This is a genomic window from Bacillus sp. JK106 (assembly GCF_053663355.1).
In genome coordinates, this window is the sequence record NZ_JBSJQC010000001.1 from 756514 (window position 1) to 777899 (window position 21386).

The window sequence follows — 21386 nt, forward strand, 5'->3', positions numbered from 1 at the left end:
GATGTATAAAACGGGCAGCGTGCCGATCAACATTAATACAAATCCAATCAATGGCCGGAGTACAAATATACAATTTATGACGCAGGACACTGGCAGCGCAAAGCTGTTTTTTTCTTTTACAAAGGATGGTGTGCCGTTGCCTCTGTCAGCCGTAGATGCAAAAATTGTCCTCCTGTATGATGATGGATCGTTTTATAAAAAGAGCCTCACCATCACTGACAAGGTAAACGGCACAGCGGAATATGTGTTGTCCAATGCAGAACTCAAGCATTACGGAACGGTTAAGGCGGAAATCAAACTATATTACACGAACGGCCAAGCGCTGGCGACTTCATTTTTTACTTTCTCTATCGCCAAAACGTTAGAGGATCAGAACATCGTTCCGACAGCTGATTATTACATTGATGATTTTGAAACGCTGAGAGACGGGATAAACCACATCGTCGAAGAAATCAGTCAGACTGTCGAGGAATTACAGAAGAAATTTGCCGATCTGGAAGCTATTGAAACGAAAGAGGGCGCGCAGAAAAAAGCGAATGCTGCAGAGGAAAAGGCCAAGGCTTATACAAATGAACATGCGAATGATGAAGAAAAGCATATTACGGCTGCCGAAAGAAAGGCGTGGAATGCCAAGGAAACCCCCTCCGGCGCGCAAAAGAAAGTAGACGCCCATGCGAACGATCAAGAAAAGCATGTTTCTGCAGCAGATCGGAAGGCTTGGGACGCCAAGGAAACCCCTTCGGGTGCTCAGGATAAAGTAAACACGCACGCCAGCAACACTGACATTCACGTTACGGCCGAAGATCAAGCTTATTGGGATGATATGACCCGGCAGTTCAAAGCCCATAACTACAACCAAGAGAGGCACACCTCTGCAGCTGAACGGAAGATATGGAACGGGGCTGCCACCTATGCAAACATCATGCTGAAGAACGGAGCCACCGCAGGGACGCGGACACCGATGTACGCAAAGTGGGGGGCGTTTTTAATCTTACGGGGGCATGTGAAAACAGACGCCGAAATTATATTCGGCTCCATCCCCGCGGAATACGCACCTGCTGGCGGTTCCGTTATAACAGTGCCGTTAAGTGGTACAGGCGGCACAGCCAATTTAATCATTTATGATGATGGAGACTTGAAAATAAAATACCCGGACCCGGCGGACTCAAGTAAGATGGGCGGAGGCTACTATCTGGATGTGGTCGTGGGCTTTCAGGAAGGAGGGACAGCATGATTCAGGTTTATGAGTATGATGAAAATTTCATTTTGACCAAACCCGTTCCAATTGAGCCTGATGAAGAAGGAAACTATACAATTCCTGATAATTGCACAATGGTCCAGCCTCCTTCTTTTATAAAGGCGATGTATCATCCAACTGAGAAGATATGGACGGAGGCGGCCACAGAGGAAGAGAAAAAATCCTTGGAAAAGCAAATTGAAAGCGGACGGGTTCCTTCTCCCGTCGATGAATTGAAAGCTCAGAATGCGGCCATTACAACGCAGCTTGCGGAAGCGCAGAGCCTGGCCGAGTCACAAGCGCAAATGATTGCCAATCTTTATCTAATGCTGGCGGAGGGAGGGAAAGGGGTATGATGGATTGGTTTACAAGCGTTAAAACCATCTACGGATGGGGGCCGCAGTATTACAGTAATGCAGACGTGGCCCGTTTTGTGGAGTGGGGAAGAATTACAGAAGATGAATACAAACAAATAACCGGCTTAACCTATCCGATGACAAAACAGCCTGTCAGTGTGGATTTAGGCGGCGCCGCAAACTGATCAACACCCGGAGAGGTGTTTTTTATTTTGCCTCGAAGGAGGTGATAACAATTGGAGGGAATATACGTGTGGATGAATTTTGAGAGCTTACAGATCGCAAGAGCATATCTTTTTGGGGAGGTGAAATATCTTGATTTAATGCTGGTGCTGAACATCATTGACATTATTACCGGTGTGATAAAGGCATGGAAATTCAAGGAGCTTCGGAGCCGTAGCGCATGGTTCGGCTATGTCCGTAAAATGCTCAGTTTCCTTGTGGTTATCGTGGCGAATGCTATTGATACGATTATGGATCTGAACGGCGTCCTGACCTTTGCGACCGTTCTTTTTTATATTGCAAATGAGGGCCTTTCCATCACAGAGAATTTAGCGCAAATCGGCGTTAAAATTCCGGCAGTCATCACTGACCGGCTCCATGTAATTGAAAGCGACAACGATCAGAAAACAGAAAAAGACGATCAGGCAGCAGGTTAATCCGGCGGCCTTTTTATATTTCAAAACAGAATAGGAGACGATGAAAAATGGTGAAAATCACAAAAGACTTTATTCCAGTAGGACATAATAATAGACCGGGATACGCAATGGACCCGGCATACATCACAGTTCACAACACGGCGAACACAGCAAAAGGGGCAAACGCAGCCATGCACGCCCGTTATGAGAAAAATCCAGAAACACCTACCAGCTGGCATTTTACGGTTGACGAAAAAGAGATATATCAACATCTGCCATTGAATGAAAACGGATGGCACGCGGGAGACGGAAACCGCGGAAACGGCAACCGGAAATCTATCGGTATTGAAATTTGTGAGAATAGCGATGGGGATTTTGAGAAAGCCGTGGCGAATGCTCAATGGCTGATCAAAAAGCTCATGAAGGAGCAGGGCATTTCCCTTGCAAATGTCGTTCCGCATCAACACTGGTCCGGTAAGTATTGTCCGCGCAAATTGCTTGATCGGTGGGACTCTTTTAAGGCCGGTATAAGCGGCGCGCCATCTTCACCAGCGAAGACAGAAACCAAGACAGGCGGGGCGACGTACACCGTCAAGAAAGGCGATGCTCTTTCTGTCATTGCACAGAAAAACGGCGTGAGCATGGCCACCCTGCAAAAGTTGAACGGTATCAAGGACCCGAATTTTATCAAAGTCGGCCAGGTATTAAAGCTGACTGGCTCGGTCAGCTCTTCATCCGGTAAAAAGAAATCATCTTACACGCTACCGTCAGGCATTTTTAAAGTGACAAGCCCATTAACTAAGGGAACGGCTGTGAAACAAATTCAGACGGCCCTGGCGGCTCTTTATTACTATCCGGACAAGGGAGCAAAGAACAACGGAATAGATGGCTATTACGGGTCCAAAACAGCAAATGCGGTCAAACGATTCCAGTCCATGTATGGTCTGTCTGCTGACGGCATCTATGGGCCGAAGACAAAGGCGAAGATCGAAGCCCTATTAAAATAAAAAGCCCTCTGAGAGGGCTTTTTTTATTGTCATGAGTTTTCATTGTTTCTTTTTTTTATAGTCTCATTAATCTTCATAATAATATAAATTGGAATAAACAAAAAAATGAATAGTAGCGGAAAACTCAAGGAACTACCATAATAAACAATAACACCACAAATTAAAGCAATAAGTATTGTCATGATCAACTCTCTCATTTTTCACACTCCTTTTTTCAAATAATAGCACATAAATTCTAAAAAAAGGTAGCGTTTACAAAAACGAACCTTTATACTGGTAATCGCAAGAAAAAATACCAAATGGAGGGATTTTTTTGAAAGTTTATAAGTCTTTGACGGTCGGTATTCTTTCGTTGTCACTTGCGTTTAGCGGAATAACTTCGGCTTTTGCCACAGAAAAGAAAGAGAATTATAGGAATGATATTGCTGTTTCCGAAACTTTGGACCCGAATTCAAGCATTGAGAATTTGATGATATATCATACTGCTGGAATAAATTTATATGACTCAAGCAATGTCTTGAAAAACAAATCTGATGTACAAGCGAAATGGGACGGGCAATTCAAATCAGATTATACTATCCCGGCTTATGTAGTTGCTTCAGCGGCATCAGGCGGCATGTGGCATATTACAAGATATTTGACTGCAACCTTTAATTTAGGCGGAGCTGCGGCTGCTGCATTTACAAGCATGGTAACAGGTTATGTTGCTTCAAAGGGTGATATTCGTTTAAAATCCACAGAAAAATACAAATGGCTCGTTAGGTACACGAAAGCGAAATACGAAGCAACAACAAAGATATATAAAAAAGGAAAATACAAGACAACTAAAACGAAGACATGGATTTCCGAAGCTGATCCGAATATTGATTCGGTTGAGTAAATAAAAATATAAAAACCCTTCTCGAAAGAGAGGGGTTTTTGCATATAAAAATTATTCTTTAGTCACATAAACGTCCGCTTTATTCAAAAGTGGGACTCGTTTGAAATTAACTTTGTAGCCATCTTCGGTCCACGCATCATCATATTTATTATCATCAAAAAAGGAGGCTGCTCTTTTATAATCAAGATCAAGGCTGTCAAGAAGAATGATCGCACACCCAATTGACTTAACTGGTAATTCCTTAGTTGTTCCGAAAGCTTGCATATGAAACCCAGTGAAGTTTTTGTTTTTATCATAGTTTATATTGAGCTGGTAATTAAGAAACCCGTTATCTGATGAGTCGGTTTCAGATGCAACAATTTGAGTGTATGTATCCTTATTGTTTTCTTTTCTTATATCGCTCTCAAGATCAATCTTTTTTGGTAATGTCGGCATATTCTCCATTTCAGCTAGACTGTCTATTGAATCATCATAACGAGAAGCAAACTCCTTTAAAAAGGCTTTCTCGGATGATTGAGTGTCTTTTTTAGTGGCTGAGCTATGACCGCAACCCGCAAGAAGTAATAATAAAAGAATAACAATCAGTTTCTGCATTTATTCCTCCCCCTAAAATTAGTCGATGATTCCATCTTAAAGCAAAAAAGGTCTTGATTCTATCCTTCAAATCAATTTATCTGACAGATGCTTTTCAGTGGCAACATTTTGGCAACAAATTCATAAAAAAATAGCTTAATTTATTCAAAGTTTCGGTGACAAAAACATTAATTTATCAACGTTTTTTCACCTTTTTTAAAATATATAAATACACTATGATAGACTCCCACCGTCTCCATACATAACGCCGAAACCGCAGTGTTATCAAGGCTTTCAAAGCTTTCGATGGCACTGCGGTAACATTTTGGTAACACTTTTTAAAATTCTTCGTTTTCTCCCTTTGTGCTGAAAGGAAGATGGCTTTCGTGTTAATGCCATACCTCCTCCTATCTAAATTCCTGCCTGTTCATTTTAATTTCTCTTACTACTCATTCAATACTTAAAAAGGATAATCTAAAAGATGTGCTGCTTTTGCTTTATCCTATTATTTTGTATTATCCGTTTGTATAATTGTGGCAAAAAAAGCTGTCCAGGAAATACAGTAAAGAATAGAGATAAAGCCAACAGAATTACTATGCTCTTTGTTTTAATTGTTTTCAGAATGAAATGAAAGATAGGGATCGAATTGCGGAGTATTTTCTTCAGTCTCGTACATGGACTTCTGTTTAGATTTTAAATGAAATTGTTTAAATTTTTCGGTTTATACTTGAAGTTAGTGAAGAGTATTAGCTATTTCGGGAATTACATACAATATAAACTAGAATTAATTCATGTTATCATTGTTTTATGGGAGGTGACGACATGAGTAAAATGAAGAAGGCTCAATGTACCAACCTAAACGAAAGATTAAGCACTTAACCACCAATAAGTATTTTTGATGAGCATTGAAAAATTTTATAGTAAGGATTGAAAAGATTCAAGAATAGGGAGGGCAGATCATTGTTTTTTAAAACTAGTAGAAATACGGATGAAAAGAGCACTAATATAGCTTTCTATTCTTTATTCATCTATTGGTCAGGTTTTTTATTGATAAATAGTATCCTTGATTTTTTTAACAAGGGTTTAAAGATAAATTCACTTTTGTTATTAATATCAGGCTTAATAGTTTTTTTTGTTAGTGAATTTATATCAAAATGTATCAGAAAAATAAAAAATAAAAAAGTGTGAGCGAAAGCTCACACTTTTTTATTGAGACCTGCAACTATATGTATTCGTTGCTCCTGAACCCATTTTTGTAATAATAATGCCTTTTCCTTTAGAATTGCAGGCATTTATAGTACCCATACCTAAAAGCGGTACCGCACCTAACATTAATGTAAGTGCAGTTGGGCTTTTAGCAAAAATTTTAGCTATAGCTGTAGCTGTACCCCAAAATCCACTATTAATTCCAACAGCAGCACTCAATTGTTTTATTTGTGAGTTGCTAATTTTATATTCTTTATAGTTTATAACTCCCATTGTTGTTACAATGTGTTCAACAGGTTTAATAACTTCACTTCTATTTAACTCGTCAATATACTCTTTGAATATGATCAACGCGTCAGTGCCTGTCAAAGAAGCAGATGTTTGATTTTCATAATTTACAATAGTATCATACAGCGTTTTTGCTGCTAAACTCAGTTGACTTATATCTTCTGGAGAATTAGATGATAGATTTTTCATATCCAATTTTTCATCTAATTCATTGATAGCATCAACTAATACTGCAGTGTTTTTTACATCTTTTCCAGGTACAGTTATCGTGTCATCTTCTGACGTTTTCACGGTGGCTAAAGTGCTAATAGGAAAAATGCTAAATAAAAGCACTAGCGATAATAGAAAAACAAAAGATTTTTTCATCTATAACCCTCCTCATAAGATTCAATTAAATTCTACCAATAATAAATAATACAGTAAATAACTAGAATATTAATTTCTCCTTAACAAGTGTGAGGTGAGTTATAATAACGGGTCGAAGGTAATGGATCAAGGTGTATCCTGCTAAATATAATTCGAAGAAAAAAGGAGTCCATGTGAATGATAGTCGTCATCATAGACGGAAAAGATGTTACAAGCACAGAAGCTTTACACCGAATCTTAAAAGATCAATTAGATTTCCCGGACTTTTATGGTGAAAATCTGAATGCCTTATGGGATTGTCTGACAGGCTGGATAGAATATCCGCTGACTTTGGTGTGGAAGAATTTTGAGATCAGTCAGAAGGCATTGGGTTCGGATGCTGATGATGTCTTGGAGCTGTTTCAAGAGGCTCAGGAAGAGTTAGAGAATCGGTTTGTCATTCAAATCGATCAGCCGTCAGCCGGGACAACGGACAGGCACTAAAAAGTGCGTACTTCCCCTCATCCATTTTTCTACCCGATAATAGGGACGGAAGGTTTCAGGCTTTCGATTTCTGTCCATATATAAGAAGAGACTTGCGATAGGGAGGAATGGATGATGGACTTGCAGTTGAAAGGGAAGACGGCGCTTGTGACGGGATCTACGTCAGGCATCGGGAAGGCGATTGCGGCTTCGCTGATTGCAGAAGGTGCGGCCGTGATCATTAACGGCCGCCGTGAAGAAAAGGTGAACGAAACGATCCGGGAACTAGAGAAACAGACGCCGGATGCCCGTCTCTATCCGGCCGCATTTGATTTAGGCACGGCGGAAGGATGCGGCGCGATTTTTCAGCAGTATCCGGATGTGGATATTCTCGTCAACAATTTAGGAATCTTTGAACCTGCGGAATACTTTGATATTCCTGACGAAGAGTGGCTCCGGTTTTTCGAGGTGAATATCATGAGCGGCGTGCGGCTGACACGCCGGTATGCAAAGCGGATGATTGAGCGGAAGGAAGGACGGGTGATCTTTATCGCGAGTGAAGCGGCCGTCATGCCTTCTCAGGAAATGGCTCATTACAGCGCTACGAAAACAACGCAGCTGTCGCTGTCACGCAGTCTGGCCGAGCTCACGGAAGGGACGAATGTGACGGTGAATACGGTCATGCCCGGCTCCACGAAAACAGAGGGCGTCGAAACAATGCTGGAGTCGCTTTATCCCGGTGAAAACCTGACAGTGGCTGAAGCGGAGAGACGATTTATGAAGGAAAATCGTCCGACGTCGATCATTCAGCGATTGATCCGTCCGGAAGAGATCGCTCATTTTGTCGCCTTTTTAAGCAGCCCGCTGTCGTCTGCCATTAACGGATCTGCATTGCGGATCGACGGCGGCTTGGTGCGGAGCATTATATAAGATGAACATACAAAAACCCCCGTAAAGCGGGGGTTTTTTTAATGCGGATCACGCTGAAACCGGCTGATGATCCTGCTGATTAAATCTTTTGTGGCACAGTCAAAATGCTCTTCTTTTTGGTTTGTCAACAGCCCGACCGGCGGTGAAATTGTTAAGTTATGGATCGGAATGACCTTCGTGCCCTCGATCGGCTCTGAATGCGCCGTCGCCGTAAAGATTGAGACGCCGATATTTTCCCTGACATAGTATTGGTGAGCCATGCTGCTGGTCAGCTCCATTTTTCGATAGCTGCTGCCGATGGCCCGCTGCAGGTGCTGTTCAATTTGAATCCGGATCGGGCAATTGGCGGGCGTAAAAATCAGGCATTCATTTTCTAAATCTTCGAGATTAACGCTTGCTTTGGCGGCAAGGGGATGTCTGTTGGACACGATGACATTGAGCGAGTCATGGAAAAACGGATCGAAATAATTTTCCAGAATCAGCTCCGGCTCGCCGCATACCGCAAAATCAATGGCGCCCTCCAGCAGTTTGCGGCTGCATGTATTGGCATCATCCACGCTGACATTGACCGACATGTCCGGATAATCATTTAAGAAACCCCGCAGCACGGCAGGGAAGATCAGGCTTGCCGTCGGTTCGGATATGCCGATCTGAATAAGGCCGGCCTGGCCCTGTCTGATATCGGCCAGAGTATGGTCAAGCACCTCGTATTGCGCGAGAAGCTGCCCGGCCCGCTCATGAAACAGCCGCCCCGCCCTTGTCAGCTTCAGCTTCTTTCCCCGTTCAAACAGCTGCGCGCCTACATCCTGTTCCAGCTGTTTAATCCGCATTGAAATCGTCGGCTGTGAGTAGTTCAGAATTTCGGCGGCCTTATAAAAGCTGCCTGACTGTACGATGGTATGAAACGTTTTAATGGTGCGTAATTCCAACGAAATCCCCTCCCGGCTGTTCATTAATTTTCTTGAACCTTTCCTTTACTTTTTTTGATTAGTCAAACAAATCAGTTTGCTTTATAGTATAAACAATCAAAGCTTAGTAAACAAATTGGAATTATATATTTTTGCGGGGAGAGTGACCGGAATGAGTGAAGACATATTTCGATTGGCTGAGAAAAAGGATGCGCCGGAGTTTTTAGAGCTGCTGTACAGCGCGTTTCAGCCGATCCGCAATTTGGAGATTGACTGGCCGTCGGCGCGGGCCGACATCGATATGGTAACGGAAAATATTGAAAATCATTCAGCCGTCGTGCTCGAACGGGACGGACGGATTCTTTCAACAATTACGATCCGTTTTCCGTGGGAGAGTGACACGCCTCCGTCAAAATATCCGTTTGTCTGGTGGTTTGCGACGCTTCCTGAGCTGAAGGGGCAGGGCATCGGCAGCAAACTTTTGACTTATGTGGAGGAACATGTGCTGCGGGATACGCTGAAGGCCCCGGCCATCACGCTCGGCACTTCGGCGCGCAAGCATCCCTGGCTTGTAGATATGTACAGACGGAGGGGATATGAAGTGTATTTTGAGCAGGAGAAAGACGGAGACATCGGAGTCATGATGAGAAAGGTGCTCATACCGGAGCGGTTTGACGCGTCGCTGTTAGGCACACCGAGCTGGGCGCAATGATAAAAAAACGGATCAGAGCCGGCTGTCTGCTTCTGCTGCTCGGCGTGCTGGCCGGGTGCGGGCAAGGAGAAAGCACGAAAGCGGGGAGCGGCGTGCAGACCGTTATCGTCGGCACGGGAACTGATTTTCCGAACATTGCTTTTATGGATGAAAAAGGCGAGCTGACCGGCTATGACATTGAAGTGATGAAAGCCATTGATGAACAGCTGCCGCAATACAAATTTGTCTTTAAGACGATGGATTTTTCGAATCTGCTTACAAGTCTCGGAAACCGGAAAATTGACGTGATCGCGCACAATATGGCGAAAAACAAGGAACGGGAGAAACGCTTTTTGTATCACAAAATCCCGTATAACTACTCGCCGATGTACATTACGGTGAAGGCGGATAATGACGCGATACACACGCTCCGGGATTTAAAAGGGAAAACCGTCATCGTCGGCGCGACGTCAAATGCGGCGGATTATATGACGGCATACAACAAGTCCCACGGCAGCCCGATACACTTGAAATACGCCGGGCAGGGCGGCAATGATACAGCGAACCAAATTGAGACAGGACGTGCTGACGCCACCGTATCCACGCCGTTTGCCGTCGATTTTCAAAATAAGACGCACGCGTTCAAACAAAAGACGGTCGGTGATGTGCTGCTCGATACCGAGGTGTATTTTATGTTCAATAAAAACAGCCAAACCCTGGCGGACGATACGGATCGGGCGATTCAAAAGCTTGAGAAGGACGGCACATTGAAAAGGCTGAGTGAAAAATGGCTCGGCGCGGATTATTCAAAATCAAGTTTCACGAAATAATTGAAGCAGAAAACGGGGCGATCACATGAAAATAAGACTGGCGGTCATGTCATTAACAATTGCGGCAACGGCGGCGTTATCAGCCTGCGGCGCGGGCGGGGAGGCGGCATCAGGCAATCAGAAAAACGTGAAGAACATTACGGTCGGCACCGGCACTCAATTTCCGAATATTTGCTTTATTGATGATAAAGGCAAATTGACGGGCTATGACGTTGAGCTGGTGAAAGAGCTTGACAGGCGCCTGCCGGACTATCGATTCACCTTTAAAACGATGGATTTCTCCAACCTGCTTGTCAGCCTCGGCCAGCATAAAGTCGATATCGTGGCTCATCAAATGGAGAAAAGCGCCGAACGGGAGAAAAAATTTCTGTTCAATCAAGTCGCGTATAACAACTTCCCGCTGAAAATCACGGTGCTCCAAGATAATGGGAACATTCACGGCATTAATGACTTGAAAGGAAAGCGGGTCATTACAAGTCCGACGTCAAACGGCGCGCTTGTGCTGAAAAAATGGAATGAAAAACACGGCAGTCCGTTTGAAATCGCCTATGCCGGCCAAGGTTCAAACGATGCGGCCAATCAGCTGAAATCCGGCCGCGCCGATGCAACGATTTCAACGCCGTTTGCTGTCGATTTTCAAAACAAAACGAGCGCGATCAAAGAAAAAACGGTCGGCGGAGTGCTGTCAAATGCCAAAGTGTTCTTTATGTTTAACAAAAATGAACAAACGCTGAGCGATGACATTGATAAAGCGCTCAAGGAAATCATTGATGACGGCACGCTTAAAAAGCTGAGTGAAAAGTGGCTCGGCGCGGATTATTCAAAGGAGCAATATTAAGTGAAAAAGAGAGGGACCGGCAATGGAAAAAGCGTTTGATATCAGTATGATCGCGTCCTTTGTGCCGACATTGCTCGGGTATTTGCCCGTCACGCTGTATATATTGGCGGTGTCTTTGCTGTTCGGCTTTCTATTGGGGCTGCTTTTGGCGCTGCCCCGCATCTATCGCATTCCCGTTTTGAATCAGTTTGCGAAGCTGTATATCTCTTTTTTCAGAGGAACGCCCATCATGGTGCAGCTGTTCATTGTATTTTACGGCATTCCGGCGCTCACGGCGCTCGCCGGAATTGATACCTCTAAAATGGACCCTTTGTATGCGGCCATCGCCACGTACGCGCTGAGCAGCGCGGCAAGAGCGGCCGAAATCATCAGGGGAGGTGTGAACAGCGTCGACCGCGGGCAGGCGGAGGCGGCGTTCAGCATCGGGCTGAACGGGGGGCAGACATTCCGGCGCATCATTCTGCCGCAGGCGCTTGTGCAGGCCTTTCCCAACATCGGGAATATGGTGATCGGTTTCTTAAAAGATACATCACTCGCTTTTTCGATCGGGGTGATGGATATGTCGGGCAGAGGACAGACCTTGATTACATCGAGCAATCATTCTCTTGAAGTGTATATCTCGCTGTCTGTTCTGTATTACGCGGCCGCCCTTTTATTTGAATGTGTCTTCAGATGGGCCGAAAAACGAATCAAGAAAGATGAGACGCGCCTTGTGACGGTTTTTGACATGAGCGCGCACGGCTGAAAAGGAGGGAGAGCAGTGGAGCTGGACATTCCATTTATCGGAACTGCGATAAAACAAATGTTGAAAACCGTTCCGCTTACATTGGCGATGACGGTCATTCCGATTATTGCCGGATTTTTCATAGCTCTCGGCAATATCACGGTGCGTATATTCCGCATCAAATGGCTGCTGGCCTGCTCAGCGTTTTACGTGTCTTTTTTCCGCAGCACCCCGGCGATTCTCCATATCATGCTGATTTATTTAGGGGTTCCGCTGATTGCCGAACAATTCAGCCGCGCGTTTCATCTCGGCTGGTCGGCCAATCAGATTCCGGTCGCCGTGTTTGTCATCATGGCACTGTCATTAACGGCAGGCGCCTATATGACGGAAATTCTCCGATCCGGGATCATGGCCGTCGATACGGGGCAGGCGGAGGCGGCATATTCAATCGGCCTGACGCGGGGCCAGATGATTCGGCGTGTGGTTCTGCCGCAGGCGTTCATGATATCGCTGCCGAACTTCACCAATATAGGCATCGGCTTTTTGCATACCACTTCCATCGCGGCAATTGTTGCAGTGCCTGAAATTACAGGAACGGCGACGATTGCGGCATCCGATAACTATGCGTTTCTGGAAGCATTTATCGGGGCGGCCGTGATTTATTGGGGATTAACGCTGATTCTCGAAGCAGTAAACAGTCTGGCGGAAAAAAGAGCGGCCAGATATCAAGGAGGCGCATTATGATCGAAATCCGAAACATTCAGAAACATTTTGGCAGTCATCACGTGTTAAAGGGGATCAATTTAAGTGTCCGGAAAGGAGAAGTCGTGACGATCATCGGTCCGAGCGGTTCCGGGAAAACCACTTTTCTGCGCTGCCTTAATTTGCTTGAGCGGCCGGATGAGGGCGCCATTTCGCTGCACGGTGAAGTCATTAACTGCAAAAAGCCTGCCAAAAAAGACATTCTCAGACTGAGGAAACAGACGGCGATGGTTTTTCAGCAATATCATTTGTTTTCGCATAAAACGGCAATTCAAAATGTCATGGAAGGCCTGACGGTCGCAAGGAAAATGAAAAAATCAGATGCGTACGCCATTGCCGAGCGGGAACTGGCCAAGGTGGGGCTTCAGGATAAATTGCATGCCTATCCGAATCAGCTGTCGGGAGGACAAAAGCAGCGGGTCGGGATTGCCCGGGCGCTTGCCATTCATCCTGATGTGATGCTGTTTGATGAACCGACCGCAGCCCTTGATCCGGAGCTTGTCGGCGAGGTGCTTGAGGTGATGCTTAACATTGTGCGGACCGGCGCCACCATGATCATTGTCACACATGAGATGGAATTCGCCAGAAGAGTGTCCGACCAAATTGTGTTTATGGATGAAGGAGCAATCGTGGAACAAGGAACGCCTGAGGAAGTTTTTCACAAGACGAAAAAAGAAAGAACGAAGAAGTTCCTCCGCCGCGTGCTGCCTGATTACGGTTATGACATAAAAGAGCGCATAAAGGAGCCTGTCGTATGATTCGTTTAAGCATTTTAGATCAAAGTGTCACCGCGGAAAACCAAACCGCAGAAGAAGCCTTGCGGCAAACGGTGAAATTGGCTCAGGAGGCCGAACAATACGGATATGACCGTTTCTGGGCGGCGGAGCATCATAACAATGAAGAGATAGCGGGATCAGCGCCGGAAATTGTTCTGGGGTATCTTGCCGCAAGCACGAAAAAAATCCGTCTCGCATCCGGCGGGGTGATGCTGCAGCATTACAGTCCTTATAAGGTGGCGGAGCAGTTCCGGGTTCTGTCCGCCCTTGCTCCCGGCCGTGTGGCGCTCGGTGTCGGCAAAGCGCCCGGCGGATTTCAGCTGTCAACCGATGCGCTGCAGCGGGAGCTTATCCAGCCCGCCCGTTTGTTTGAAGAAAAGCTTGAGGAGCTGACTCATTTCATCCGAAATGATTTTCCGGACTCGCACCGCTACGCGTCATTGCGGCCGACGCCGCATACTGAGTATGCGCCTGACATCTTTTTACTCGGCGGCAGCGCGGAAAGCGCGATATCCGCGGCCAAACTCGGCATTTCCTTCGTTTTCGCCTATTTCATAAACGGTGAAGAGGCTGCGTTAGAAAAAGCGCGCCACGCCTTTGACGAGCATCTGCCGAAAGGATCGAAGGCGGAATTTCACCTTGCGCCGATGGTATTTACCGCACATACAAAAGCAGAAGCGGAAAAACACGTCGTATCGCGTGAGTCGGTCAAAATCATTCTCGAAGACGGCAAAAAGGTGAATGTCGGTTCCCGGGAACAAGCGGAAGCGTTTCTTGAACAAGTCACGCAGCCATATAAGCTGATCACACAAAAGACGGGTGTGATTGCCGGGACAAAAGAAGAGACCGCCGCCGAGCTGCGACGATTATCCGTTCAATACAGCATTACCGATTTTGTGATTTTGTCGCCTATCAAAAACGCTGAGGAAAAACGATTGTCTTACCGGCTGTTAAGCGAAGCGGTGCAGCCGGCCCCACAATTATAGGAGGGATGAACATGAGTCATGAAGTAAACGTAGTGGTCTGGAGCAAACAGGGCTGCTCCTATTGTGATGAAGTGAAAGGATATTTGCGGGAAAAAGCCGTGGCATACGAAACAATTGATGTGACAGAGCGGGACGAATTGCGTGACGTGCTGCAGACGAAGTACGGCATCCGTCATGTTCCCGTCGTTGAAATCGGCAGCGGTGACAGCCGTGTGTATCAGGCCGTTACTCAAGTCGGCATTGAACATGTAGAACGGGCGCTTGCCGATTACGAGGGGAAAAAGGGGGTGAGAAAATGAGCCGGACGGATCTAATTCAATTCGGAGTCATGATTCACGGTGTCGGCGGCACAACGGACGGCTGGCGTCATCCCGACGCCGATCCGACAGCAAGCACGAATGCGGCGTTTTACAGGCAAAAAGCGCAGACTGCTGAAAGAGGGCTGTTCAGCTTTGCTTTTATTGCGGACGGCTTGTTCATTTCTGAAAAGTCCATCCCGCATTTCTTAAATCGGTTTGAGCCGATCACTATTTTATCGGCGCTTGCCGCCTCTACAACCCATCTTGGTTTAATCGGCACATTTTCCACCTCGTTCACTGAGCCGTTTACCATCGCAAGACAGCTGATGTCTCTTGACCATATCAGCGGCGGCAGGGCGGGCTGGAATCTCGTCACCTCTCCGCAGGCGGGAGCCGCGCGCAATCACAGCAAAGAAAGCCTTCCCGACCACAGCCGGCGCTACGACATCGCCCAGGAACATGTGGACGTGGTGCGCGGTCTGTGGAATTCCTGGGAAGAAGATGCCTTCGTCCGCAACAAAGAAACCGGGCAGTTTTTTGACCCTGACAAACTGCATCGCCTGTATCACAAAGGCGAGTATTTTCAAGTGGAGGGCCCGCTGAATATCGGCCGGTCCAAACAGGGAGAGCCGGTCGTTTTCCAAGCGGGGTCTTCAGAAACCGGCCGGTCGTTTGCCGCGAGGAATGCAGATGCAGTCTTTACGCACTCCAATTCACTTGAGGAAACGAAAGCTTTTTATGATGATGTGAAGAAGCGGGCGGCGGATTACGGCCGGGATGCTTCCAAGCTGCGGATCTTTCCGGGAATCAGTCCGATTATAGCCGGTTCACAAGAAGAAGCGGAAGCGAAATATCAGGAATTCGCCGAGCTGATACCGATAGAGAACGCCGTTAAATATGTGGCCAGATTTTTTGACGATTATGATCTGAGCCGTTTTCCGCTGGATGAGCCGTTTCCTGATTTGGGCGACGTCGGGAAAAACGCGTTTCAAAGCACGACAGACCGTATCAAAAGAGAGGCGAAAGCCAGGAATCTTACGCTGCGTCAAGTGGCGCGCGAAGCCGCGTTTCCGCGAACCAACTTTATCGGGACACCGGAACGTGTGGCATCATTAATTGAAACATGGTTTCAGCGGGAAGCGGCGGACGGGTTTATCATTCACTCTGACATCCCGGGCATGCTTGAAGCCTTTGTAGATCAAGTCATACCGATCCTTCAGGAAAAGGGGCTGTACCGAAAAAGCTATCCGGCGGATACACTGCGGGGGAATCTCGGGTTGGATATTCCGGTCTGCAAACCAAATCCGATTTTGAGCAGAAACTAAATGTTTCTGCTTTTTCTGCTGCTTGCCATTCCCGTCATTACAGCCTTTTTTAAAAAATATACTGATTTCGAGATATTATTGTTGCGAAAAGAATTTTTTGTAACTATAATTATTACAGAACTGATCAGTATAAAAAAACATTCATATTTCATAATAAATGTGTGTGTAATTTGAAAACGAAAGGGCTGTTTACAATGGCAAAAGTACTTTATATCACTGCTCATCCTCATGATGAAAAGACATCTTACAGCATGGCGACAGGAAAAGCGTTTATCGATTCTTATAAAGAATCAAACCCGAATGATGAGGTTGTACATATCGACCTTTACAAAGAGAACATTCCTCATATCGACGCGGATGTATTCAGCGGCTGGGGAAAACTTCAATCCGGCACAGGATTTGAAGAGCTTTCTGAAAACGAAAAAGCGAAAGTCGGCCGTCTGAACGAGCTGAGCGATCAATTCGCGTCAGCTGACAAATACGTATTCGTCACACCGCTTTGGAACTTCTCATTCCCGCCTGTTATGAAAGCGTACCTTGATTCTGTGGCTGTAGCCGGAAAATCATTCAAATATACAGAGCAAGGCCCGATCGGCCTGTTGACTGACAAAAAAGCGCTCCACATTCAGGCGCGCGGAGGCTATTACTCTGAAGGCCCGGCGGCTGACATGGAAATGGGCCACCGTTACATCGGCATCATGATGAACTTCTTCGGCGTTCCTTCTTTTGACGGTTTAATCGTTGAAGGCCATAATGCTGAACCGAATAAAGCACAGCAAATTAAAGAAGATGCGATTGCCCGCGCGAAAGAAGCCGGAAAATCATTCTGATCTTAAAAAAAACCTCCCCGCCGTCGGCAGGGAGGTTTTTTTATATTAAAGGGCAATCGTCCGTTTTTGCTCGCTGCTTTTCATCGCCGCTTCAATGACACGGATGACATCGATGCCTTCTTTTGCCGTAACGGGAAGCTGTTTTCCGTTTAAGATGCTGTCCGCCAGCAGTTTGTAGTACGTAAGGTAAGAGCCGTTCTCAGAGGGGATTGTTTCTGTATGCCTTTTTTCATCCGCTGCGATTGTCAGCTCTCCGAAGTTGTCAGGGTCATCGGCCCCCCAGCTGTCGTCAATCGGCTTTTGGCCGGCTGAAAGCGCCTCTTCCTGTCCGTCCTTTCCGTATTTGATAAAGCTTGCATTCCGTCCGTGAATCTGATAGCGCGGGCCGTTTGCCGCATTCATGGAGCCGGATTGAAGAATGACCTGAAGTTTGCCGTAATGGAGCGCGGCCAGAAAATAATCGACGGTTTCACTGTTGTCCCGCTGTTTCATCACATGTGCCGTGACGGATTCCGGCATTCCGAAAAGCAGGAGTGTCTGGTCAATAATATGTGAACCGAGATCATACAGCGTTCCCGTGGCGGGTCCGCTTTTTTCGCGCCATCTTTCTTGGACAACCGGATTGTACAGATCGTAGTTGACTTGATATGTATGAATGTCTTGAAGCGCCCCGTCCCGAATCAGCTTTTGTATCGTTAAAAAGTCATTGTCCCACCGCCGGTTGTGGTACACGCTCAGTAAGACGCCTTTATTTTCAGCCGTTCTTCTCAGCTCCTCCGCTTCTGCTGAAGTCGCCGTCATCGGTTTTTCCACGACGGTGTGTTTTCCCGCCAGGAGACATTTCATCGCTGATTCATAATGCATTCCGCTCGGTGTCGTAACGATGACGAGATCAATGTCAGGATCACCGGTAATGTCTTCAATCGCGCGCACGGCTTCAGCCCCCGGCAGATCACGTTTGACCTCCTCCGTTCTGGAGGTCATGACTTTTTTGATCTGATAATCATCAAGGACGTCCAAAAGCGGCGCATGAAAGACTTTCCCGGACAAACCATATCCCAATATGCCAACCTGTATCGTTTTCAATGAACTTCCCCCTCATGATATGTGATAACAATATATACCCCGCGGGTGTACTGGTAAAACTTGTGTGTTGAAAATTTTTTACACCGGATTTTCAAGTCTGTATAATGAAGGTAACGAAGAACAAAACCGAGGTGGAAAATGGACAAACATACCGAGCATCAATCGTTAAATCATAAAAGCGCCAAAGAAAAAGACCAGATTCTGAACCGGCTGAAACGGATTGAAGGCCAAGTCAGGGGCATTCAGAATATGGTGGAAAACGAACGATACTGCGTGGATATTCTCGTGCAGATTTCAGCCGTGCAGGCGGCCATGCAGAAAGTCGCGTTTCATCTGCTGGAAGATCACGCCCATCACTGCGTAGCCGGCGCCATTGAGAGCGGAAACGGGGAGCAGGCGATTGCCGAGCTGCTTGATGTTGTGAAAAAAATCGCGAAATCGTAAAATAAAATGTTTTGAAATACCCTACAGGGGTATGGTAACATAAAAAAGAAAAAACAAGACGTGGAGGGAATCATCATGGAACAAAAAACACTGCAAGTCGAAGGCATGTCCTGTCAGCACTGCGTAAAAGCAGTAGAGACCGGAGTGGGAGAACTGAACGGAGTGACGGCGGTTCAGGTGAAATTGGAAGCCGGACAGGTGGATGTGACGTTTGATGAAAACAAAGTCTCCGTATCAGATATAAAAGACGCGATTGAAGATCAAGGGTATGACGTCGTATAGGATTTATCGCGCTTCGGGAACGGGCGCGGTTTTCTTTTATCATAATTATACCCCCATGGGGTTTATGAAGAGAGATGAGGACATTGAGTGAACCGAAAGAGATGACCATTCAGGTGGGAGGCATGACATGCGCCGCCTGCGCTTCAAGAATTGAAAAAGGGCTGAAACGGATGGACGGCGTCAATGACGCTTCCGTCAATCTTGCGCTTGAGACCTCAAATATTTCTTATCAGCCTGACAAAATCGAAGCTGGCGCCATAAAGGATAAAATTGAAAAACTCGGCTATCACGTCGTGACGGAAAAAGCCGATTTTCAGATTGAAGGCATGACGTGTGCCGCTTGCGCCAACCGGATTGAAAAGCGCCTGAACAAAACAGAGGGCGTTGTGAGCGCACCGGTGAATTTCGCCCTGGAAACAGTCACCGTTGAATACAATCCGAAAGAGGTGACACCGAAAGAGCTGAAAGAGACCGTGGCAAAACTCGGCTACCGGTTAGAAGATAAGGAAGCGGACGGCCAAGACGGCGGATTATCTCAAAAGGAAAAAGAACAGCGTAAACAGCTGATCAGGCTGATATTTTCTGCCGTTCTCTCCTTTCCGCTTCTTTGGTCGATGGTCAGCCATTTTTCTTTTACTTCTTTTATCTGGATGCCGGATATCCTGATGAATCCGTGGCTGCAATTCGCGCTTGCCACCCCGGTGCAGCTTGTCATCGGCTGGCCTTTTTATATGGGAGCGTACAAGGCGCTGAGAAACAAAAGCGCCAATATGGATGTTCTCGTTGCGCTCGGAACGACGGCCGCTTACGCATACAGCCTGTACATGACGATTGCGTCTCTCGGACGAGACGGACATGCTGAGGGGCTTTATTATGAAACGAGCGCCATTTTGCTGACTTTGATTTTGCTTGGAAAGCTTTTAGAGATGAAAGCAAAAGGCCGCTCATCAGAAGCGATTAAAAAGTTAATGAAGCTTCAGGCGAAGACGGCGGCGGTTGAGCGGGACGGCAAAGTACAGGTGATTCCGATTGACGAGGTCCGGGCGGGGGATATCGTATACGTGAAACCTGGAGAACGCGTTCCTGTCGATGGCGAAGTGATTGAAGGCCATTCCGCGATTGATGAATCGATGATTACGGGAGAGAGCATGCCTGTCGATAAGTCTCCCGGAAGCACCGTCACCGGGGCGACGATCAATGCAAACGGCTTTCTCAAAATCAGAGCGGTGAATGTCGGCAAAGATACCGCGCTTGCACACATTATTAAAATCGTGGAAGAAGCCCAAGGATCAAAAGCCCCCATTCAGCGGCTCGCGGATCACATTTCAGGCATTTTCGTCCCGATTGTGCTGGGGCTGGCCGTGCTGACTTTTCTCATTTGGTATGTATGGGCGGCGCCGGGACAGTTTTCTGAAGCGATCGGCAAATTCATCGCCGTGCTTGTCATTGCCTGTCCGTGCGCACTGGGGCTCGCCACTCCGACGAGCATTATGGCGGGCTCCGGCCGCGCAGCTGAATTCGGCATTCTCTTTAAAGGCGGGGAGCATCTAGAAAAGACCCAGCGTCTGACGACCATCGTACTGGATAAAACCGGAACGGTGACAAACGGCAGACCGGTGCTGACAGACGCCGTACCGGCAGCGGGAATGAACGAAGAGGAGCTCCTGCGGCTGGCGGCGGCCGCCGAAACGGGATCGGAGCACCCGCTTGGAGAAGCCATCGTGTCAGGAGCCGAAAAACGGGGGATTTCCATCCCGAAACTCGCCCGGTTCCAAGCCCGGATCGGTTCCGGAATCTATGCAGAGGCTGAAGGGAGAACGATTCTTGCCGGATCAAGACGGCTGATGGAATCAGAGCACATTGAACATGAAGCACTGCTTCCGCACATGGCCCGCTTGGAGGCGGAAGGAAAAACGGTGATGCTTATTGCGGCAGACGGCAAAGCGGCGGGGCTTATCGCAGTCGCCGATACCATCAAAGAAACATCTCCGGCCGCGGTGAAACGCCTGAATGATATGGGCCTTGACGTCATCATGATGACCGGTGACAACCAAAAGACGGCGGAAGCCATTGCTAAAGCCGCAGGCATCAGCCGCGTGATTGCCGAAGTGCTTCCCGAACAAAAGGCAGCGGAGATTTCCCGGCTGCAAAAAGAAGGCCGGCGCGTGGCAATGGTCGGCGACGGCATCAATGATGCTCCGGCTCTGGCTGTGGCCGATATCGGGATGGCCATCGGTACCGGCACCGATATCGCAATGGAAGCAGCGGACATTACGCTGATCCGCGGAGACCTGAACGGCATTGCCGACGCCATCGGCATGAGCAGGCTGACCATGAGAAACATCAAGCAGAATTTAGGCTGGGCATTGGGCTACAACAGCATCGGCATTCCGATTGCGGCAGCCGGCTTTCTGGCTCCGTGGGTGGCAGGCGCTGCCATGGCATTCAGCTCAGTATCGGTCGTGCTTAATGCTTTGCGTTTACAGAAGGTGAAAAAAGACAAAATCGGCTGATGCCGGTTTTGTCTTTTTTATTGACACTTTATTCAAAGCCTGCATATAATAGAGAAAACACATATATGAGTATATGTTCATATATATAAATTCGTTTACCTGTATTGATGTTATGGGAATCCTATTACGGAAAGTAGGGTGAGTCGAAA

The 21386-nt window shown here is 46.9% G+C and carries 25 protein-coding genes; 21 read left to right on the forward strand and 4 right to left on the reverse strand.

The genetic code is table 11. The features are described from left to right. Position 1 precedes the first annotated feature (1 nt). The 6 genes from ACWJJS_RS03960 (at position 2) to ACWJJS_RS03985 (ending at position 4118) form a co-directional block, all read left to right on the forward strand. A complete protein-coding gene (locus tag ACWJJS_RS03960; protein ID WP_025852356.1) occupies positions 2 to 1234 on the forward strand; it encodes a phage baseplate upper protein in 1233 nt (410 codons plus the stop codon). Beyond that, on the forward strand, positions 1231 to 1593 hold the full coding sequence (locus ACWJJS_RS03965; protein ID WP_423056969.1) for a hypothetical protein: 363 nt from the start codon (positions 1231 to 1233) through the stop codon (positions 1591 to 1593). The genes ACWJJS_RS03960 and ACWJJS_RS03965 overlap by 4 nt, the downstream gene beginning before the upstream one ends. Further along, entirely contained in the window at positions 1590 to 1778 is a 189-nt protein-coding gene (locus tag ACWJJS_RS03970) for an XkdX family protein (protein WP_015387951.1), read from the forward strand. The genes ACWJJS_RS03965 and ACWJJS_RS03970 overlap by 4 nt, the downstream gene beginning before the upstream one ends. 51 nt (positions 1779 to 1829) lie before the next feature. Next, entirely contained in the window at positions 1830 to 2252 is a 423-nt protein-coding gene (locus ACWJJS_RS03975) for a phage holin family protein (protein ID WP_025852350.1), read from the forward strand. Between the two features lie 47 nt (positions 2253 to 2299). Further along, entirely contained in the window at positions 2300 to 3238 is a 939-nt protein-coding gene (locus tag ACWJJS_RS03980; protein ID WP_139885417.1) for an N-acetylmuramoyl-L-alanine amidase, read from the forward strand. A gap of 313 nt (positions 3239 to 3551) precedes the next feature. Then, positions 3552 to 4118, forward strand: coding sequence for a hypothetical protein (locus ACWJJS_RS03985; RefSeq protein WP_139885418.1), 567 nt, complete (start codon positions 3552 to 3554; stop codon positions 4116 to 4118). Between the two features lie 51 nt (positions 4119 to 4169). On the opposite strand, the gene ACWJJS_RS03990 is transcribed toward ACWJJS_RS03985, so the two are convergent. Both ACWJJS_RS03990 and ACWJJS_RS03995 read right to left on the reverse strand, forming a co-directional pair. Continuing rightward, positions 4170 to 4712, reverse strand: a complete 543-nt coding sequence (locus ACWJJS_RS03990) for a hypothetical protein (protein ID WP_139885419.1) — start codon at positions 4710 to 4712, stop codon at positions 4170 to 4172. Between the two features lie 1185 nt (positions 4713 to 5897). Next, the gene (locus ACWJJS_RS03995) at positions 5898 to 6551 is read right to left on the reverse strand and encodes a hypothetical protein (RefSeq protein WP_101562435.1); all 654 of its coding nucleotides are present in this window, start codon (positions 6549 to 6551) and stop codon (positions 5898 to 5900) included. A gap of 177 nt (positions 6552 to 6728) precedes the next feature. Here ACWJJS_RS03995 and ACWJJS_RS04000 point away from each other — a divergent pair, with 177 nt between their 5' ends. Together ACWJJS_RS04000 and ACWJJS_RS04005 are read left to right on the forward strand one after the other, a co-directional pair. Next, positions 6729 to 7034 (forward strand): barstar family protein, encoded by a 306-nt coding sequence (locus ACWJJS_RS04000; RefSeq protein ID WP_326375029.1) that lies wholly within the window; start codon positions 6729 to 6731, stop codon positions 7032 to 7034. A gap of 114 nt (positions 7035 to 7148) precedes the next feature. Continuing rightward, complete coding sequence (locus tag ACWJJS_RS04005; RefSeq protein ID WP_003151697.1) at positions 7149 to 7943, forward strand: SDR family NAD(P)-dependent oxidoreductase; 795 nt, start codon at positions 7149 to 7151, stop codon at positions 7941 to 7943. 38 nt (positions 7944 to 7981) lie between these two features. On the opposite strand, the gene ACWJJS_RS04010 is transcribed toward ACWJJS_RS04005, so the two are convergent. Continuing rightward, entirely contained in the window at positions 7982 to 8872 is an 891-nt protein-coding gene (locus tag ACWJJS_RS04010) for a LysR family transcriptional regulator (protein WP_025853843.1), read from the reverse strand. Between the two features lie 151 nt (positions 8873 to 9023). Here ACWJJS_RS04010 and ACWJJS_RS04015 point away from each other — a divergent pair, with 151 nt between their 5' ends. The 10 genes from ACWJJS_RS04015 to azoRB all read left to right on the forward strand — a co-directional run bounded on the left by ACWJJS_RS04015 (position 9024) and on the right by azoRB (position 16912). Then, positions 9024 to 9563: a GNAT family N-acetyltransferase gene (locus tag ACWJJS_RS04015; protein ID WP_102422506.1), complete on the forward strand. Its 540-nt coding sequence runs from the start codon at positions 9024 to 9026 to the stop codon at positions 9561 to 9563. Continuing rightward, complete coding sequence (locus tag ACWJJS_RS04020; protein ID WP_025853844.1) at positions 9560 to 10372, forward strand: amino acid ABC transporter substrate-binding protein; 813 nt, start codon at positions 9560 to 9562, stop codon at positions 10370 to 10372. The genes ACWJJS_RS04015 and ACWJJS_RS04020 overlap by 4 nt, the downstream gene beginning before the upstream one ends. 25 nt (positions 10373 to 10397) lie before the next feature. Beyond that, the gene (locus ACWJJS_RS04025; protein WP_264254831.1) at positions 10398 to 11210 is read left to right on the forward strand and encodes an amino acid ABC transporter substrate-binding protein; all 813 of its coding nucleotides are present in this window, start codon (positions 10398 to 10400) and stop codon (positions 11208 to 11210) included. A 22-nt stretch (positions 11211 to 11232) separates the two neighbouring features. Then, positions 11233 to 11955, forward strand: a complete 723-nt coding sequence (locus ACWJJS_RS04030) for an amino acid ABC transporter permease (RefSeq protein WP_007409997.1) — start codon at positions 11233 to 11235, stop codon at positions 11953 to 11955. A 15-nt stretch (positions 11956 to 11970) separates the two neighbouring features. Next, positions 11971 to 12678 carry an amino acid ABC transporter permease gene (locus ACWJJS_RS04035; RefSeq protein WP_025853846.1) on the forward strand — a complete coding sequence of 236 codons (708 nt, stop codon included), beginning with the start codon at positions 11971 to 11973 and terminating at the stop codon, positions 12676 to 12678. After that, on the forward strand, positions 12675 to 13454 hold the full coding sequence (locus tag ACWJJS_RS04040; RefSeq protein ID WP_025853847.1) for an amino acid ABC transporter ATP-binding protein: 780 nt from the start codon (positions 12675 to 12677) through the stop codon (positions 13452 to 13454). The genes ACWJJS_RS04035 and ACWJJS_RS04040 overlap by 4 nt, the downstream gene beginning before the upstream one ends. After that, complete coding sequence (locus tag ACWJJS_RS04045; protein WP_003151713.1) at positions 13451 to 14458, forward strand: LLM class flavin-dependent oxidoreductase; 1008 nt, start codon at positions 13451 to 13453, stop codon at positions 14456 to 14458. The genes ACWJJS_RS04040 and ACWJJS_RS04045 overlap by 4 nt, the downstream gene beginning before the upstream one ends. Before the next feature lie 11 nt (positions 14459 to 14469). Next, a complete protein-coding gene (locus ACWJJS_RS04050; RefSeq protein WP_044052896.1) occupies positions 14470 to 14757 on the forward strand; it encodes a glutaredoxin family protein in 288 nt (95 codons plus the stop codon). Further along, entirely contained in the window at positions 14754 to 16082 is a 1329-nt protein-coding gene (locus ACWJJS_RS04055) for an LLM class flavin-dependent oxidoreductase (RefSeq protein ID WP_077722842.1), read from the forward strand. The genes ACWJJS_RS04050 and ACWJJS_RS04055 overlap by 4 nt, the downstream gene beginning before the upstream one ends. Positions 16083 to 16276: 194 nt before the next feature. Continuing rightward, the gene (gene azoRB / locus ACWJJS_RS04060) at positions 16277 to 16912 is read left to right on the forward strand and encodes an FMN-dependent NADH-azoreductase AzoRB (RefSeq protein ID WP_003151719.1); all 636 of its coding nucleotides are present in this window, start codon (positions 16277 to 16279) and stop codon (positions 16910 to 16912) included. A 45-nt stretch (positions 16913 to 16957) separates the two neighbouring features. On the opposite strand, the gene ACWJJS_RS04065 is transcribed toward azoRB, so the two are convergent. Next, positions 16958 to 17998: an oxidoreductase gene (locus ACWJJS_RS04065; RefSeq protein ID WP_044052898.1), complete on the reverse strand. Its 1041-nt coding sequence runs from the start codon at positions 17996 to 17998 to the stop codon at positions 16958 to 16960. A 138-nt stretch (positions 17999 to 18136) separates the two neighbouring features. Here ACWJJS_RS04065 and csoR point away from each other — a divergent pair, with 138 nt between their 5' ends. From csoR to ACWJJS_RS04080, 3 genes are all read left to right on the forward strand, one after another. Next, entirely contained in the window at positions 18137 to 18442 is a 306-nt protein-coding gene (gene csoR / locus ACWJJS_RS04070) for a copper-sensing transcriptional repressor CsoR (RefSeq protein ID WP_013353610.1), read from the forward strand. 75 nt (positions 18443 to 18517) lie between these two features. Next, positions 18518 to 18724 carry a copper chaperone CopZ gene (copZ, locus tag ACWJJS_RS04075; RefSeq protein ID WP_015240581.1) on the forward strand — a complete coding sequence of 69 codons (207 nt, stop codon included), beginning with the start codon at positions 18518 to 18520 and terminating at the stop codon, positions 18722 to 18724. 83 nt (positions 18725 to 18807) lie between these two features. After that, complete coding sequence (locus ACWJJS_RS04080; protein ID WP_454023338.1) at positions 18808 to 21237, forward strand: heavy metal translocating P-type ATPase; 2430 nt, start codon at positions 18808 to 18810, stop codon at positions 21235 to 21237. Positions 21238 to 21386: the final 149 nt, after the last annotated feature.